Annotated in this window: 18 protein-coding genes and 1 tRNA gene; 13 read left to right on the top strand and 6 right to left on the bottom strand. The window is 31.9% G+C overall.

Features of this window, described 5'->3' with window-relative positions:
• Position 1: 1 nt before the first annotated feature.
• On the bottom strand, positions 2-373 hold the full coding sequence (locus INR78_RS05625; protein WP_106680847.1) for a hypothetical protein: 372 nt from the start codon (positions 371-373) through the stop codon (positions 2-4).
• A 225-nt stretch (positions 374-598) separates the two neighbouring features.
• Here INR78_RS05625 and dusB point away from each other — a divergent pair, with 225 nt between their 5' ends.
• Positions 599-1,594, top strand: coding sequence for a tRNA dihydrouridine synthase DusB (dusB, locus tag INR78_RS05630; protein ID WP_027879366.1), 996 nt, complete (start codon positions 599-601; stop codon positions 1,592-1,594).
• A 1-nt stretch (position 1,595) separates the two neighbouring features.
• On the opposite strand, the gene INR78_RS05635 is transcribed toward dusB, so the two are convergent.
• Entirely contained in the window at positions 1,596-2,801 is a 1,206-nt protein-coding gene (locus INR78_RS05635; RefSeq protein ID WP_223077829.1) for an FtsX-like permease family protein, read from the bottom strand.
• The gene (gene rbfA / locus INR78_RS05640) at positions 2,802-3,197 is read right to left on the bottom strand and encodes a 30S ribosome-binding factor RbfA (protein ID WP_223077830.1); all 396 of its coding nucleotides are present in this window, start codon (positions 3,195-3,197) and stop codon (positions 2,802-2,804) included.
• A gap of 83 nt (positions 3,198-3,280) precedes the next feature.
• On the opposite strand from rbfA, the gene mce reads away from it, so the two are divergent.
• The 3 genes from mce (at position 3,281) to INR78_RS05655 (ending at position 4,239) form a co-directional block, all read left to right on the top strand.
• Complete coding sequence (gene mce / locus INR78_RS05645; protein WP_106680854.1) at positions 3,281-3,682, top strand: methylmalonyl-CoA epimerase; 402 nt, start codon at positions 3,281-3,283, stop codon at positions 3,680-3,682.
• A gap of 56 nt (positions 3,683-3,738) precedes the next feature.
• A tRNA-Ile gene (locus INR78_RS05650) sits at positions 3,739-3,812 on the top strand.
• A gap of 253 nt (positions 3,813-4,065) precedes the next feature.
• Complete coding sequence (locus INR78_RS05655) at positions 4,066-4,239, top strand: PID-CTERM protein-sorting domain-containing protein (RefSeq protein WP_255593130.1); 174 nt, start codon at positions 4,066-4,068, stop codon at positions 4,237-4,239.
• On the opposite strand, the gene INR78_RS05660 is transcribed toward INR78_RS05655, so the two are convergent.
• Complete coding sequence (locus tag INR78_RS05660; RefSeq protein ID WP_223077832.1) at positions 4,228-4,818, bottom strand: riboflavin synthase; 591 nt, start codon at positions 4,816-4,818, stop codon at positions 4,228-4,230. The genes INR78_RS05655 and INR78_RS05660 overlap by 12 nt on opposite strands.
• Before the next feature lie 68 nt (positions 4,819-4,886).
• Between INR78_RS05660 and pdxA the strand changes: the two genes are divergently transcribed.
• The 9 genes from pdxA to INR78_RS05705 all read left to right on the top strand — a co-directional run bounded on the left by pdxA (position 4,887) and on the right by INR78_RS05705 (position 12,344).
• Complete coding sequence (pdxA, locus tag INR78_RS05665; RefSeq protein WP_223077833.1) at positions 4,887-5,933, top strand: 4-hydroxythreonine-4-phosphate dehydrogenase PdxA; 1,047 nt, start codon at positions 4,887-4,889, stop codon at positions 5,931-5,933.
• Between the two features lie 73 nt (positions 5,934-6,006).
• Positions 6,007-6,546, top strand: coding sequence for a DUF177 domain-containing protein (locus INR78_RS05670; protein WP_027879373.1), 540 nt, complete (start codon positions 6,007-6,009; stop codon positions 6,544-6,546).
• 9 nt (positions 6,547-6,555) lie between these two features.
• A complete protein-coding gene (gene rpmF, locus INR78_RS05675) occupies positions 6,556-6,756 on the top strand; it encodes a 50S ribosomal protein L32 (protein WP_027879374.1) in 201 nt (66 codons plus the stop codon).
• Between the two features lie 178 nt (positions 6,757-6,934).
• The gene (locus INR78_RS05680; protein ID WP_106680959.1) at positions 6,935-7,930 is read left to right on the top strand and encodes a beta-ketoacyl-ACP synthase III; all 996 of its coding nucleotides are present in this window, start codon (positions 6,935-6,937) and stop codon (positions 7,928-7,930) included.
• Between the two features lie 34 nt (positions 7,931-7,964).
• Entirely contained in the window at positions 7,965-8,447 is a 483-nt protein-coding gene (gene accB, locus INR78_RS05685) for an acetyl-CoA carboxylase biotin carboxyl carrier protein (protein WP_027879376.1), read from the top strand.
• Positions 8,448-8,532: 85 nt separating this feature from the next.
• Positions 8,533-9,885: an acetyl-CoA carboxylase biotin carboxylase subunit gene (gene accC, locus INR78_RS05690; RefSeq protein ID WP_106680863.1), complete on the top strand. Its 1,353-nt coding sequence runs from the start codon at positions 8,533-8,535 to the stop codon at positions 9,883-9,885.
• 199 nt (positions 9,886-10,084) lie between these two features.
• A complete protein-coding gene (locus tag INR78_RS05695; protein ID WP_223077834.1) occupies positions 10,085-11,200 on the top strand; it encodes an FAD-binding oxidoreductase in 1,116 nt (371 codons plus the stop codon).
• Positions 11,201-11,203: 3 nt separating this feature from the next.
• Positions 11,204-11,905 (top strand): monofunctional biosynthetic peptidoglycan transglycosylase, encoded by a 702-nt coding sequence (gene mtgA / locus INR78_RS05700; protein WP_223077835.1) that lies wholly within the window; start codon positions 11,204-11,206, stop codon positions 11,903-11,905.
• On the top strand, positions 11,886-12,344 hold the full coding sequence (locus INR78_RS05705) for a 3-oxoacyl-ACP synthase (RefSeq protein WP_223077836.1): 459 nt from the start codon (positions 11,886-11,888) through the stop codon (positions 12,342-12,344). The genes mtgA and INR78_RS05705 overlap by 20 nt, the downstream gene beginning before the upstream one ends.
• Here INR78_RS05705 and INR78_RS05710 read toward each other — a convergent pair.
• The gene (locus INR78_RS05710; protein ID WP_223077837.1) at positions 12,331-13,245 is read right to left on the bottom strand and encodes an ABC transporter ATP-binding protein; all 915 of its coding nucleotides are present in this window, start codon (positions 13,243-13,245) and stop codon (positions 12,331-12,333) included. The two genes, INR78_RS05705 and INR78_RS05710, sit on opposite strands and share 14 nt — an antisense overlap.
• A 73-nt stretch (positions 13,246-13,318) precedes the next feature.
• A complete protein-coding gene (locus tag INR78_RS05715) occupies positions 13,319-15,481 on the bottom strand; it encodes a prolyl oligopeptidase family protein (RefSeq protein WP_223077838.1) in 2,163 nt (720 codons plus the stop codon).
• Between the last annotated feature and the right edge of the window lie 83 nt (positions 15,482-15,564).

Consider the following 15,564-nt stretch of genomic DNA (forward strand, 5'->3'; position numbering starts at 1 on the left):
TTTATTTAGGCTCAAAAGAGTTTATAATTAACATGGCATCATCAAAATATTTATCAAATAATTTTTCTTCCATATGAAATTCGATATAGTCTAATTTAGAGTCTCTAACATAAAAAAACTCTAATCGTTTAAATTTTTCTTTAAAAGATTGTCGCTCAATAGTCGATTCAATTTTATAAATATACTTAGAACCTTCAGGTAATTTAGTCAGTACATATTCTTTATTAATTTCTCCTCGTCTTAACGTTCTGCCATGTTCGTTTAAAGTGTTTTCTACGCCATTAAATTTTTCAATATAGAAAGGGTTTTTATTTACAGAGATATTATTTAATTCATCTTCTGGATTTAGATCTTTTAATTTTTTTGGAGTCAAATTAATGTGACCAACACCTCCAAACCTAACCCATGTATTAGGATATTGTATCTTAAAATGACTGTGTCTATTTTATCTGGCTATTCTGTGTGCCACAGCTAAAAAAGATAATGCAAAAAATAATAATGAGTTTTTTCATTTAGAAACTAATTTGCATAAATATAGTTTAATCTTCTTTGTCTTACAATTATTTAAAAAGATGTAATTTTGCCAAAAAATTGTAACGTGGTAAAAATAGGTAATATAGAACTTCCAGAATTTCCGTTGTTGTTAGCTCCAATGGAAGACGTAAGCGATCCGCCTTTTAGAAAATTATGTAAAGAGCAAGGTGCAGATGTGGTGTATACAGAGTTTGTGTCTAGCGAAGGTTTAATACGTAACGCTGCAAAAAGCGTTATTAAGTTAGATATTTACGAAAAAGAACGTCCTGTTGGTATTCAAATTTTTGGAGCTAATATGGATAGTATGTTACAAACCATAGATATTGTTTCTGAGTCTAAACCAGATATCATCGATATTAACTTTGGTTGTCCAGTAAAAAAGGTAGTTAGTAAAGGTGCTGGCGCAGGTATCTTAAAAGATATTTGTTTAATGGAACAATTAACTGCCGAAATGGTTAAGCGTACCAATATACCTATTACCGTAAAAACAAGATTAGGTTGGGATCATGATTCTATTAGAATTGTTGAAGTTGCAGAACGCTTACAAGACGTTGGTTGTAAAGCAATAGCGATTCATGGTCGTACACGTGCGCAAATGTATAAAGGTAACGCAGATTGGAAACCAATTGCTGAGGTAAAAAATAATCCACGTATGCATATTCCTGTTTTTGGAAATGGAGATGTAAATACACCAGAACGCGCAATGGAAATGCGTGACCAATACGGTTTAGACGGTTGTATGATTGGTCGTGCTACAATTGGTAATCCGTGGTTTTTTAAACAAGTAAAACACTTTTTTGAAACAGGAGAACATTACCGACCAATAACTATGCAAGAGCGTGTTGATGCGGCAAGAAGACACTTGCAAATGGCTATAGATTGGAAAGGCGAAACTTTAGGTGTTTTAGAAACCAGACGTCATTACACCAATTACTTTAAAGGTATTCCTCACTTTAAAGAATACAGAACAAAAATGGTAACTAGTGATCATTCTGTTGATGTTTTTGCAGCTTTTGATGAAGTAGAAAAACAGTTTAGCGATTATGTGTTTACTGAGTAATCTAACCTGTTTTTACTAAATTTCTATTTATTCTAGATGCAGCAATCTTAGAAGCTATGACGCCTAAAACCATTAATGTTAGCATTACAATTACAAAGTTTTTAAATTGTAATGCAACAGGATAAGGTAAAACAGGTGTTATCATAATTAGTTTAAAAGATAATTGTAATTGTACTAATGTGTAACCAATAATTAGTCCAATAATACCGCCAATTAATGTCATTAAAATACCTTGATATAAAAATATTTTTCTAATATCTTTTACGCTTGCACCTAAGTTATATAATGTATTTAGCGTCTTTTTCTTATCTAAAATAGCCATTATAATAGTGCCAATAATATTGAAAAGTGCAATGATTAAAACTAAAGTGAATATAAGGTAAACCGCCAGATTTTCGGTATTAAGCATTTTGTAAATAGCATCGTTTAATTGATCTTTATTTTTCACCAATATAGTTGGTCCTAAAACAGAAGCTATTTTATTTTTTACAGTGTCTTCATCTGCATTTTCATTCAGTTTAAACTCGATGCTTGTAATTTGGTTATCGTCGTAGTTTAATAACTGCTTTGCTGTTTCTAAAGATGTAAAAATGTATTTATTGTTTATTTCTTCATTAATATCATAAATTCCAACGTTAACTACTTTTACTTGGTTTATAGCTTGACTTTGAGAGGTAATTTGACCTTTTCCTGGTTTTGGTACAGAAAGCGTCATACTTTTTCCGTAGTCGTTAGCGCCAACATTTAAATGTGTAGAAATGGTCCAACCAACAACAGATTGTGGTGTTTCTGGATAGATCCAACCTCCTATAGGAATTACCGATTCTATTTTAGTAACTTCACTAAAATTTTGATCAACACCTTTTATGTAAGCAGGATGATTATTGCCATCAAAAGTAGCGATAACACGTTCTTCAATAATTTTTGAAAGACTAGCAATACCTTCAATATTCTTTAAATCTTCAGCTTGTTGTTGAGACAATGTAAACGATTTCCCAATAGTTGTTTCTGCTTTTAAATCAGGATCGATTATAGAGGTAAATTCTAAAGTAAACTCACGTAAACCAGCAAAACCAGAAAGTACAATAAATAAAGAAGCAGATCCTAATACGATACCAACCATTGCAATAATGGTTATAAAGTTTATAGCATTATTACTGCTTTTAGAACGTAAATAACGTTTAACTATGTACAGCGGAAAATTCAACTAAGATTTTTTTCGTTTGCCTAATAAATCTGGGTTTTCAATAGGATTATCCTCTCCTTTTAAAGACTTTTCAATTTTGTCTATATATTCTAAAGAGTCGTCTATATAAAACATTAATTGAGGCATACGACGTAATTGATTTTTAGTACGTTGCGCAATTTCGTGTCTTATAAAAGGCGTGTTTGCTTTAATACCTTCAAGTAACTCTTTACCTTTATCGTTAGGGAAAATGCTTAAATATACTTTAGCATCTGTTAAATCTGCAGTTACTTTTACTTTAGATACCGATATAATTACACCTCTTAATCCGCCTTTAGTAGCAGCGCCTTGTAGTATATCTACCAAATCTCGTTGAAGTACCGAAGCTATTTTTTTTTGTCTTTGACTTTCTTCCATGCTACAAAAATAGTTGTTATTACAAGAATATATTACTTTTAAGACATATTTAAGCAAATATTAGATCTAAAATACGTTAAAAAATGGAAAAAATTGAACATATTGGTATAGCAGTTAAGAGTTTAGAGGATTCTAATAAACTTTTTGCAAAACTATTTGGTAAACCACATTATAAAGTTGAAGCTGTAGAAAGTGAAGGCGTTAGCACATCTTTTTTTGAAGTTGGACCAAACAAAATAGAACTTTTAGAAGCAACAAAACCAGATAGCCCAATTGCAAAGTTTATAGAAAAAAAAGGTGAAGGAATACATCATATTGCTTTTGCGGTTAATGATATTGAAAATGAAATTAAGCGTTTAAAAGAAGAAGGTTTTACGGTTTTAAACGAAACACCTAAAAAAGGCGCAGACAATAAGTTAGTAGCATTTTTACACCCAAAAACAACTAATGGAGTTTTGATAGAACTTTGTCAAGATATCAAGTAATTTAAAAAAGGTTTGCAGTATTTTAAAAATAGTAGTAATATTGCACTCCAATTTCGGGTCCTATAACTCAGTTGGTTAGAGTATCTGACTCATAATCAGAAAGTCCCTGGTTCGAGCCCAGGTGGGACCACTTCTTGAAATTGAAAAGCTTCACATTTTTGTGAAGCTTTTTTTATTTTCATTTTAAATATTTTTGATAAAAGTATTTAAATAAAAAGGACGTTATTATATCGTTAAATATGTATTTTAACGATAAAACTTGCACTTGAAAGATAAATTTTAAGTAAAAACTATTGAAAAAATTTTGTTAGCAGTCTTTTTTTCATACATTTACAACCGAATTTATATCAAGTTCAATTAAAATAATAGCCCAAATGTTATTTATGTTTTTTAACCTAATTAATATAGTAGATGGAGGTAATGTTCCGCCACCACCACCGCCACCAGTACCACCACCTGGTTTACCCATAGATAGTGGTATTGTGTTTTTAATTGTTGCTGCTCTTATTTATGGTGTGTATAAGGTTATAAAACACAAACAAAGCTTAAGCGCTTAGTTCGGTTAAACGTTTTACATATTTTCCTATAACATCAAATTCTAAGTTTACTACAGTTCCAACTTTAAAAGTTTTAAAGTTTGTATGCTCAAAAGTGTAAGGTATAATTGCTACACTAAAGCTGTTTTTTTGAGAGTTTACAACTGTTAGACTTACACCATTTACAGTTATAGATCCTTTTTCAATAGTTACATTATTTAATTTTGGGTCATATTCAAAAGTAAATAACCAACTGCCTTCAGTTTCCTTTACATCAATACAAGTTGCTGTTTGGTCTACATGACCTTGCACGATATGTCCATCAAGTCTTTCACCCAATTTCATTGCGCGTTCAAGGTTTACGGTACTATCAAAAATTAAATTACCGATATTTGTTTTATCAAGTGTTTCTTTTATGGCTGTTACAGTATACTGGTTATTATCAATTGCAACAACAGTCAAGCAAACGCCATTATGGGCAACACTTTGATCTATTTTTAGCTCATGAGTAATTTCGCTTTCAATTGTAATATGTAAATTATCTTTTTCAGTAACAAGATTGGTTACTTTACCAAGTGTTTCAATAATTCCTGTAAACATAAACGTAATCGTTATTATTTGGTTAAATTTGTTGCAGGTAAAATTACAAACAATAGTTAGTTTTATTAATGAAGAAAGAAGAAAATATTAAAGTAGGAATTTCAATTGGAGATTTAAACGGGATTGGCTCAGAAATCGTTCTTAAGATATTTGAAGATTCAAGAATGTTAGATTTTTGTACTCCAATAATTTTTGCTTCAATTAAAACAATGAGTTTTGTAAAAAAACATTACAAAATAGATATCAATCTTAATGGCATTAATCATATTAATCAAGCAGTGATAGGTAAAGTTAATGTGCTTAATTGTTGGAAAGAAAATGTTAATATATCCTTTGGTAAAGAAGATAAAACTATAGGAGAATATGCTATAAAATCTTTACAAAAAGCTACTAAAGCCTTAAAAAGTGACGAAATAGATGTGCTTGTAACAGCACCAATAAATAAAAGTAGTATACAATCAGATACTTTTAAATTTCCTGGACATACAGACTATCTTAATCAAGAGTTAGAAGGTAAAAGTCTTATGTTTATGGTCAATGGAGGATTAAGAGTAGGATTGTTAACAGATCATGTACCTGTTAAAGATGTATCTAAACATATAACAACAAAACTAATTGAAGATAAAATAAATACAGTACACGATTCTTTAATTAAAGACTTTAAAATTAATAAACCAAAAATTGCCGTATTAGGTATTAATCCACATACAGGAGATAATGGAGTTATAGGTAATGAAGATGATAAAATTTTACGACCAGCATTAAAGAAAATTAAAGAAAAAGGTAAGTTAGTCTTTGGACCATACGCTGCAGATAGTTTTTTTGGTTCTAATAATTACCAAAATTTTGATGCAATAATAGCATCATATCATGATCAAGGTTTGATACCATTTAAAACGCTTTCGTTTGGTCAAGGTGTTAATTATACAGCGGGATTAAACAAGGTAAGGACATCTCCAGATCATGGAACTGCTTTTGAAATAGCAGGAAAAGGACAAGCAGATATAGGGTCTTTTAAAGAAGCTATTTTTACGGCAATAAAAATTTTTAATAACAGAAATGAGTACGCAGAAATAAGTAAAAATCCTCTACCTTTCTCTAAAAAAAAGATATAAACAAAAAAATGTTTATAAGTCTTTATAAATAAGAAGATTTTTGTATATTTGCAGGCTCAAAATAGATGTGAGAATGAAGCAATTAAAAGAATTTACAATACAGTTTGTAGGTTTAAAAGAAGGAAAACATCATTTTGATTATAAAATAGACCAAACGTTCTTTGATCATTTTGACTATGAAGAGTTTAACTCTAGTAATATAAATGTAGATGTTACTTTAAATAAAAAATCTACTTTATTAGAATTTCATTTTGAAGTTTCAGGAGATGTAAACGTTAACTGTGATGTAACTAACGAACCTTATGACCAACAAATATCAAACACCTTTGATTTAGTTGTAAAATTTGGAGAAGAATATAACGATGAAAACATTGATATATTAATAGTGCCACACGGTGAGTATGAAGTAAACATACAGCAATACATTTATGAAACTATTGTGCTAGCAATACCAAGTAAACTAGTGCATCCAGGAGTAGAAGATGGAACATTAGACTCTGAAATACTCAAAAAGTTAGAAGAATTAAGTCCAAAATTAAAAGATAAAAAAGAAAAAGAAGACGAGATTGATCCTCGTTGGAATACATTAAAAAAACTATTAACGGATAAATAATAATATAAAATGGCACATCCTAAGAGAAAAATCTCGAAAACTAGAAGAGATAAGAGAAGAACGCATTACAAAGCAACTGCGCCACAAATTGCAACTTGCCCAACAACAGGTGAAGCTCACTTATATCACAGAGCTCACTGGAGTGAAGGAAAATTATATTACAGAGGTCAAGTATTAATAGACAACTCAGTAGAAGAAAACGTAGCATAATTTATTATGCACGCATATAAGAAACGCTCACTTGTGAGCGTTTTTTTTATGAAACGCTTTTCTTTACGTTAAAAACGTTTTACTTTGCGTAAAATTAGTTCAAAAATGACTAATTTAGCTTAATTTATGTCATTTTTGTCCCGTTTTGGGTCTTTTAATGACCAAATTATATAAAAATATGAGCAAGATTACTGCTGCAATAACTGCTGTTGGTGCTTATGTACCAGAGTTTGTATTATCAAATAAAGTCTTAGAGACTATGGTGGATACAAACGACGAATGGATTACCACAAGAACAGGAATTAAAGAACGTAGAATTCTTAAAAAAGAAGGCAAAGGTACCTCTTACCTTGCAATAAAAGCTGCACAAGACTTACTAGAAAAAAGAAACCTAGACCCAAAAGAAATAGACTTAGTTATCGTAGCAACAGCTACGCCAGATATGCCAGTTGCATCTACAGCAGTATATACTGCCACACAGATAGGCGCAACAAATGCTTTTGCATACGATTTGCAAGCAGCATGCTCTAGTTTTCTTTATGGTTTATCTACAGCAACAAGTTACATAGAGTCAGGACGATATAAAAAAGTATTATTAATAGGAGCAGATAAAATGTCTTCTATAATAGATTATACAGATCGTGCTACATGTATCATTTTTGGAGATGGAGCAGGAGCTGTTCTATTAGAACCAAACGAAGAAGGTCTAGGATTTCAAGATGAATACCTAAGAAGTGATGGTACAGGTAGAGAATTCTTGAAAATTGAAGCAGGAGGATCTATATTACCTACCTCTCAAGAAACAGTAGATAACAAACAACATTTTGTACACCAAGAAGGACGTACAGTATTTAAATTTGCTGTAGCAAATATGGCAGACGTTTGCGAAAAAATAATGCAGCGTAATAATCTATCTCATGAAGATGTTTCATGGTTAGTACCACATCAAGCTAATTTAAGAATTATTGATGCAACAGCAAATAGAATGAATCTTGATGAAAGCAAAGTGCTAAAAAATATCTACAGATACGGTAACACTACATCAGCAACATTACCATTATTACTATACGACTTTGAAAAAAAGTTAAAAAAAGGAGATAACTTAATTTTTGCTGCTTTTGGAGGCGGATTTACATGGGGCTCAATTTATTTAAAATGGGCTTATAACTCTTAAACTAACTAAAACTTAAATTAATAACTTAATAATTATGGATTTAAAAGACATTCAAAACTTAATTAAATTTGTAGCAAAATCTGGCGCAAGTGAGGTTAAATTAGAAACAGATGATGTTAAAATAACAATCAAAACTGGATCAGATACAGAAACTACAATTGTACAACAAGTGCCAATGCAAGCACAAATGCCTGTGCAGCCAATGCAACCAGCACCAGCTGCAGCACCTGCACCAGTTGCTACAGAAGCACCAGCTGCACCAGCAGAAGACTCTAAATATATAACTATAAAATCTCCAATAATAGGTACATTCTACAGAAAACCATCTCCGGATAAACCATTATTTGTAGAAGTAGGTCAATCTATAGCAGAAGGAGATGTATTATGTATTATTGAAGCTATGAAATTATTTAACGAAATAGAATCTGAAGTATCAGGTAAAATCGTTAAAATATTAGTAGATGATGCTTCTCCTGTAGAGTTTGATCAACCACTTTTCTTAGTAGACCCATCTTAATTTAGATTATTAGATCTGTTCAAGTTTCATCTTAAAAATTTGAACTATTAATAATCCTATTGTCTAATTATCTAATTCAATAAAGATGTTTAAAAAAATATTAGTTGCCAATAGAGGTGAAATAGCACTGCGTGTTATTAGAACCTGTAAAGAAATGGGCATAAAAACAGTAGCTGTATACTCTAAAGCAGACGAAGACAGCTTACATGTAAAATTTGCTGATGAGGCTGTTTGTATTGGTCCAGCACCAAGTAGCGAGTCTTATCTAAAAATGTCAAACATTATTGCAGCTGCAGAAATAACAAATGCAGACGCTATACATCCAGGATACGGGTTCCTTTCAGAAAACGCAAAATTCTCTAAAATCTGTGAAGAGCATGATATTAAATTTATCGGTGCTTCAGAAGAGATGATTAATAAAATGGGAGACAAAGCTTCTGCAAAAGCAACAATGAAAGCAGCAGGAGTACCTTGTGTACCAGGTAGTGATGGTGTTATCGAAACTTTTGAAGACTGTAAAAAAATAGCAAAAGAAACAGGTTATCCTGTTATGCTTAAAGCTTCTGCAGGTGGAGGAGGAAAAGGTATGCGTGCCGTTTGGAAAGAAGAAGACCTAAAAGACGCTTGGGATTCGGCTAGACAAGAATCTAAAGCTGCATTTGGAAACGACGATATGTATATGGAAAAACTTATCGAAGAACCAAGACATATCGAAATCCAAGTAGTAGGAGATAGTACAGGTAAAGCATGTCACTTATCAGAAAGAGACTGTTCTGTACAACGTCGTCACCAAAAGTTAACAGAAGAAGTACCTTCGCCATTTATGACCGACGAGTTAAGAGATAAAATGGGTAAAGCAGCCGTAAAAGCTGCAGAATACATTAGCTACGAAGGTGCAGGAACTGTAGAATTTCTTGTAGACAAGCACAGAAACTTCTACTTTATGGAGATGAATACGCGTATACAAGTAGAGCATCCAATAACAGAACAAGTAATAGATTTTGATTTAATCCGAGAGCAAATATTAGTTGCTGCAGGAGTACCAATTTCAGGTAAAAACTATACGCCTAATTTACACTCAATAGAGTGTCGTATAAACGCAGAAGACCCATACAATGATTTTAGACCTTCACCAGGAAAAATCACAACACTTCATGCGCCAGGAGGACATGGTGTACGTTTAGATACACACGTTTATGCAGGTTATAGTATACCACCAAACTACGATTCTATGATTGCAAAATTAATTACCACTGCACAAACACGTGAAGAGGCAATTAATAAAATGAAACGTGCATTAGACGAGTTTGTAATAGAAGGTATCAAAACCACAATTCCATTCCATAGACAATTAATGGACCATCCAGATTACCTATCAGGTAACTATACCACTAAATTTATGGAAGATTTCAAAATGGAAAAACCAAAAGAAGATTAAAAAATAAAACTCCGAAAGTAATTTCGGAGTTTTTTTATGGTGTTACCCTTTGTTGTTAAGTCAACAAAGCGTCAGGCTATTCATTATATCTTTTTTTCATACTTCAAAAAAGGATGCCACTACTATCCTTAACACAAAGCCAACAACAGTACTAAAAATTAAGTACATTTACATCACTTAATCTTTTACTTATTTTTTTGTGAACTTTAGCTATTGGGAAATAAAATCATGGTTAACCAACATAGACTTTACTATTGTTGGCAGTGGTATTGTAGGTTTAAATTGTGCATTACATTTAAAAAAAATATATCCTAAAGCAAATATTTTAATCCTTGAAAAAGGAGTATTACCACAAGGCGCAAGTACTAAAAACGCAGGATTTGCATGCTTTGGTAGCTTAAGCGAAATTTTAGACGATTTAAATACACATACTGGAGCAGAAGTTCTAAGATTAATAAACAAACGTATAAAAGGCTTAAAATTATTACGACAAACCTTAGGAGATCAAACCATAAATTATCAAGCTTTTGGTGGTTACGAGCTGTTTACAGAAAATGACAATCTATTTGAAAATTGCCTATCAAAAAAAGATTATATCAATAAGCTGCTAAAGCCAATGTTTAAAGCAGAAGTGTTTAGTCTAAAAGATAATATATTCAATTTTAAGAACATAAAAAATCAATACATATTTAATGCTTTTGAAGGTCAAATAGACACCGGAAAAATGATGTCTGCTTTACTACAAAAAGTACAATCTAAAGGCATAAAAATTTTAAATAATATAACAGTTCAAAGCTTTTCAGAAAATCAAGATTCAGTTAAAGTAAAGACAAATCAGTTCGAGTTTTTAACCTCAAATTTAATGATTGCAACTAACGGTTTTGCTTCACAATTAAACATTCCTGAAGTTAAGCCAGCACGTGCCCAAGTGCTCATTACAAAACCGATAAAAAATTTACATATTAAAGGCACGTTTCATCTAGATCAAGGCTATTATTATTTTAGAAATATTGATAATCGCATCCTTTTTGGTGGCGGACGCAACCTCGATTTTAAAACTGAAGAAACTACCGAATTTGCCCAAACCAAGCTTATTCAAAATAAATTAGAAACACTTTTAAAAACCACGATTTTACCCGAAACTAACTTTGAAATTGATCACCGTTGGTCCGGAATTATGGGCGTTGGTAAACAAAAAAAGGCTATTGTAAAACAACTATCTAACAATGTATTTTGTGGTGTTAGACTTGGCGGAATGGGTGTAGCAATTGGCAGCCTAATTGGTAAGGAATTAGCAGATTTAACCCAAAATTAAGTAATGAAAAGAGTCTTTCGGTTTTTACTAAAATGTTGTGTTTGGTTTGTAATTTTAACTGTATTATGGGTTGTGATTTATCGTTATATACCAATATATTATACACCGTTAATGGCTATTCGTTCTTTTGAAAACAAAGAGAAATCTTCAACATTTAAACATAATTGGGTCGATATTGAAGATATTTCAATTCACCTACAAAAAGCTGTAATTTGTAGTGAAGATCAAAAATTTGTAAACCATAATGGTTTTGATATAGAAGCGATTGAAAAGGCTTACCAAAATAATAAAAAATCAAAACGTATAAAAGGCGCAAGTACCATAAGCCAACAAACCGCAAAAAATGTATTTTTATGGCCAAACAGAAGTTGGTTACGTAAAGGTCTAGAAACTTATTTTACGTTTTTAATAGAAAAACTATGGTCTAAAGAGCGTATTTTGGAAGTGTATCTAAACAGCATCGAAATGGGTAATGGCGTTTACGGCGCAGAAGCAGCGTCACAACATTGGTTTGGGACTTCGGCAAAAAGATTAAATATCAATCAATCGGCTGCAATAGCTGCAATTTTGCCAAACCCAAGACGCTATAAAGCACAACCTGCAACAAGTTATATTTCGGCAAGAAAACAATGGATTATCAAACAAATGGGTTTTTACGGACCATTAAAATTTCCTAAGAAAAACGATGAAAACCCAAAACATTAAAACCCAATTATTACAGCTTTGTAATCAAAGTTTAGAGACGCGTTTACAGAGTGTTTTGGCGGTTATTGAAGATATAAAACAAAGTCTGCAAAGTGAAACAAAGAGTAGTGCAGGAGATAAGCACGAAACAGGACGCGCCATGTTGCAATTAGAACGCGAAAAAGCAGGACACCAATTAGCTGAAATTGAAAAAACGAAACAAATTCTATCTAAAATTAATACCGAATCAACCTATAAAAATATTGGTTTAGGCAGTGTCGTTTATACAACAACATCTAATTATTTTATTAGTATTAGCGCTGGTGAACTTAAAGTTGAAGATGATACGTTTTACGCTATTTCTGCAAACACACCAATAGGTCAATTACTTTTAGGAAAATCGGTTGGTGATGTTATTAATTTTAGAAATCTAGAGTTTAAAATCACTAAGGTTTTGTAATTGATAAATAAAGATTAGAGTTTTTTTCTATCAAAGTTTTATGTTCAAAAAACACTTTATCACCATTTAAATTGGCTTCAATTAAATAATGATTGCCTTTAAAATAACTGGTAATTATAGTTGCTTTTAGATTAGATTTTTTAACGACTTTTAATTGATTTGAGTAAACAATTCTGTCATCAATCACATTAAATTCGTCAAAAAAAGAAGCAATTAATGGTGTTTTAGGATTGTTATATAATTGTTCTGGTTTACCTTGTTCTAAGATTTTTTTATCCTCCAAAACAATCATATTATCGGCAAATCCTAATACATCTTCTTTGTCATGTGTTGCTACAATACAAGTAATATTTTTATCTTTTAAATACTTAAACACATTACGTCTTAAACTTTGTTTTTTAAAATTATCTATATGACTAAAAGGTTCATCCAACAAGATAATTTCTGGTTGCTTTGCTAAAGCTCTTGCTAGTGCCACACGTTGTTTTTGTCCGCCAGATAGAGTTTTTACTTTTACATTGGCAAATGCTTCTAACTCTACAACGTTTAGTAGTTCTACGGTACGCTCTTCTCGTTCTTCAGGATAAAATCTTGACAGATGTTTGGCAATATTTTCAGCAACGGTTATGTATGGCATTAAATCGAATTCTTGATGCACATATTTCATAAACTCATAACCAACCACTAAGTTGTATTTTGGACCTAAAATTTCGGTGTCTTTCCAAAAAATGTGTCCTTGATTTAAATCAAATTCACCATAAATAAGATTTAATAACGTACTTTTTCCTGAGCCACTTTCGCCAATAATAGCAAGGTTTTCACCAGTTTCAACTTTAAAAGAAATATCTTTTAAAACAGGTGTATTTTTATATGAAAATGTTAGGTTTTGTACGTTTAGCATAGTTGCAAAAATAGTATAAAAAAAACCGCTTAAATTAACTTTTAAGCGGTTTGATGTAATTTTATCTTTATTCTTAATTTTTAAAATCTTCAATTTTTTCTGGTAGTACATCAAATCCCATATTGAATAATGTAAACCCGTAAATATCTGCATATTGTTCTATGGTTTTACTTACCGGTGTACCAGCACCATGACCTGCATCGGTTTCAATTCTAATTAAAACAGGATTATCTCCTTTTTGTTTTGCTTGTAGTTCTGCCGCAAATTTAAAGCTATGTGCAGGTACAACTCTATCATCATGATCACCAGTGGTAACCATTGTTGCAGGATATTGTACACCTTCTTTTACATTGTGTACAGGCGAGTATCCTTTTAAGTATTCAAACATTTCCTTGTTATCTTCAGCCGTACCGTAATCGTATGCCCAACCAGCACCAGCGGTAAATGTATGGTAGCGTAACATATCTAAAACACCAACAGCAGGTAAAGCAACTTTCATTAAATCTGGTCGTTGCGTCATAGTTGCGCCAACTAATAATCCTCCGTTTGATCCACCTCTAATTGCTAAGTAATCTGACGAGGTATATTTGTTCTCTATAAGATATTCTGCAGCAGCAATAAAATCGTCAAAAACGTTTTGTTTTTTTAGCTGTGTTCCGGCATCATGCCAAGCTTTTCCGTATTCTCCGCCACCACGTAAATTTGGTACAGCATAAATACCTCCTTGCTCCATCCAAACCGCATTTGCTATACTAAAACTTGGTGTTAAGCTAATATTGAAACCACCATATCCGTAAAGTATTGTTGGGTTTTTTCCGTTAAGTTCAATACCTTTTTTATGTGTAATTATCATAGGTACTTTTGTACCGTCTTTTGAGGTATAAAATACTTGTTTACTTTCGTAATTTTCAGGATTAAAATCGATATCTGGTTTACGGTATAATTCTGAAGTTCCGTTTTCGATATCGTACTTATAGATGCTTCCTGGTGTTACATAATTTGTAAACGAGTAGTAAAGCTCTTTTTCTTCTTTTTTAGCACCAAATCCGCCAGCACTTCCAACACCAGGTAATTCTACCTCGCGCACTAGTTTACCAGAATAATCATATTGTAATACTTTCGATACAGCATCTACCATATATTCTGCAAAAAAGTATCCACCAGCTTTTGACGCGCTTAGTACATTTTTAGTTTCAGGAATGATATCTTTCCAGTTTTCTGGAGCTGGATTTGAGGCATTAACAGTTACTAATCTTTGGTTAGGCGCATTAAGATTTGTAACTATAAATAGCTGATCGCCTTCGTTTTCTAAAATGTATGTGTCACTATCTGTGTGATCTAAAATGGTTACAAAATCACTATTTGGTTTTGTTAAATCTTTAATTAATAATTTGTTTCCTGAGGTTGATACACGAGGAGAAAGAATTAAAAATCTATCGTCTCTAGTAACATTTCCATAGATATAACGGTGTTTTTCGGCTTCTGTACCACCATAAATTAACTGATCTTCGCTTTGTGGTGTTCCTAATTTATGATAGTAGACTTTGTGTTGGTCTGTTTTTGCAGATAACTCGCTTCCTTTAGGTTTATCATAGCTTGAGTAATAGAAACCTTCGTTTTTGTACCAAGACATACCACTAAATTTAATATCTACTAAAGTATCTTCTATAATTTCTTTAGTTTCTACATCCATAATTAAAATTTTACGCCAATCGCTTCCTCCTTCAGAAATGGCATAGGCTAAAATCTTTCCGTTTTTAGAAAAACTAGTTCCTCCAAGAGAGATTGTTCCGTCTTCTTTAAATGTATTTGGATCTAAAAAAACTTCGGCTGTTTTTGGGTCTTCACCTGTTTTGTAACGGTAGATGACGTATTGGTTTTGTAATCCATCATTTTTATAAAAATACGTGTAATCACCTTCTATAAATGGTGCGCCAATTTTTTCGTAATTCCATAATTTAGATAAGCGATCTTTTAGTTGTTCGCGATAAGGAATATTAGCCAAATAACCTTGTGTGACTTTATTTTCGGCTTTAACCCAAGCTTCAGTTTCGGTGCTTCTATCGTCTTCAAGCCATCTGTATGGATCTTTGACTTCTGTTCCAAAATAGGTGTTTACAGTATCTACTTTTTTTGTTTCTGGATAGGTGACTTTTATTGTTTCTTTCTGCTTCATTTCTTCTTTACAAGACATAATTGTTATTAACGATAAAAGACCAATAGCAAGCTTTTTCATTTTAAGTTGATTTAATTAATAGGTTAAAATTAATGAAAAAAGCGCTTGTATATCTAATACAAACGCTTTTTAAGACTTTTTTA

The organism is Mesoflavibacter sp. SCSIO 43206 (assembly GCF_019904215.1).
In the GTDB taxonomy this organism is placed as follows: Bacteria; Bacteroidota; Bacteroidia; order Flavobacteriales; family Flavobacteriaceae; genus Mesoflavibacter; species Mesoflavibacter zeaxanthinifaciens.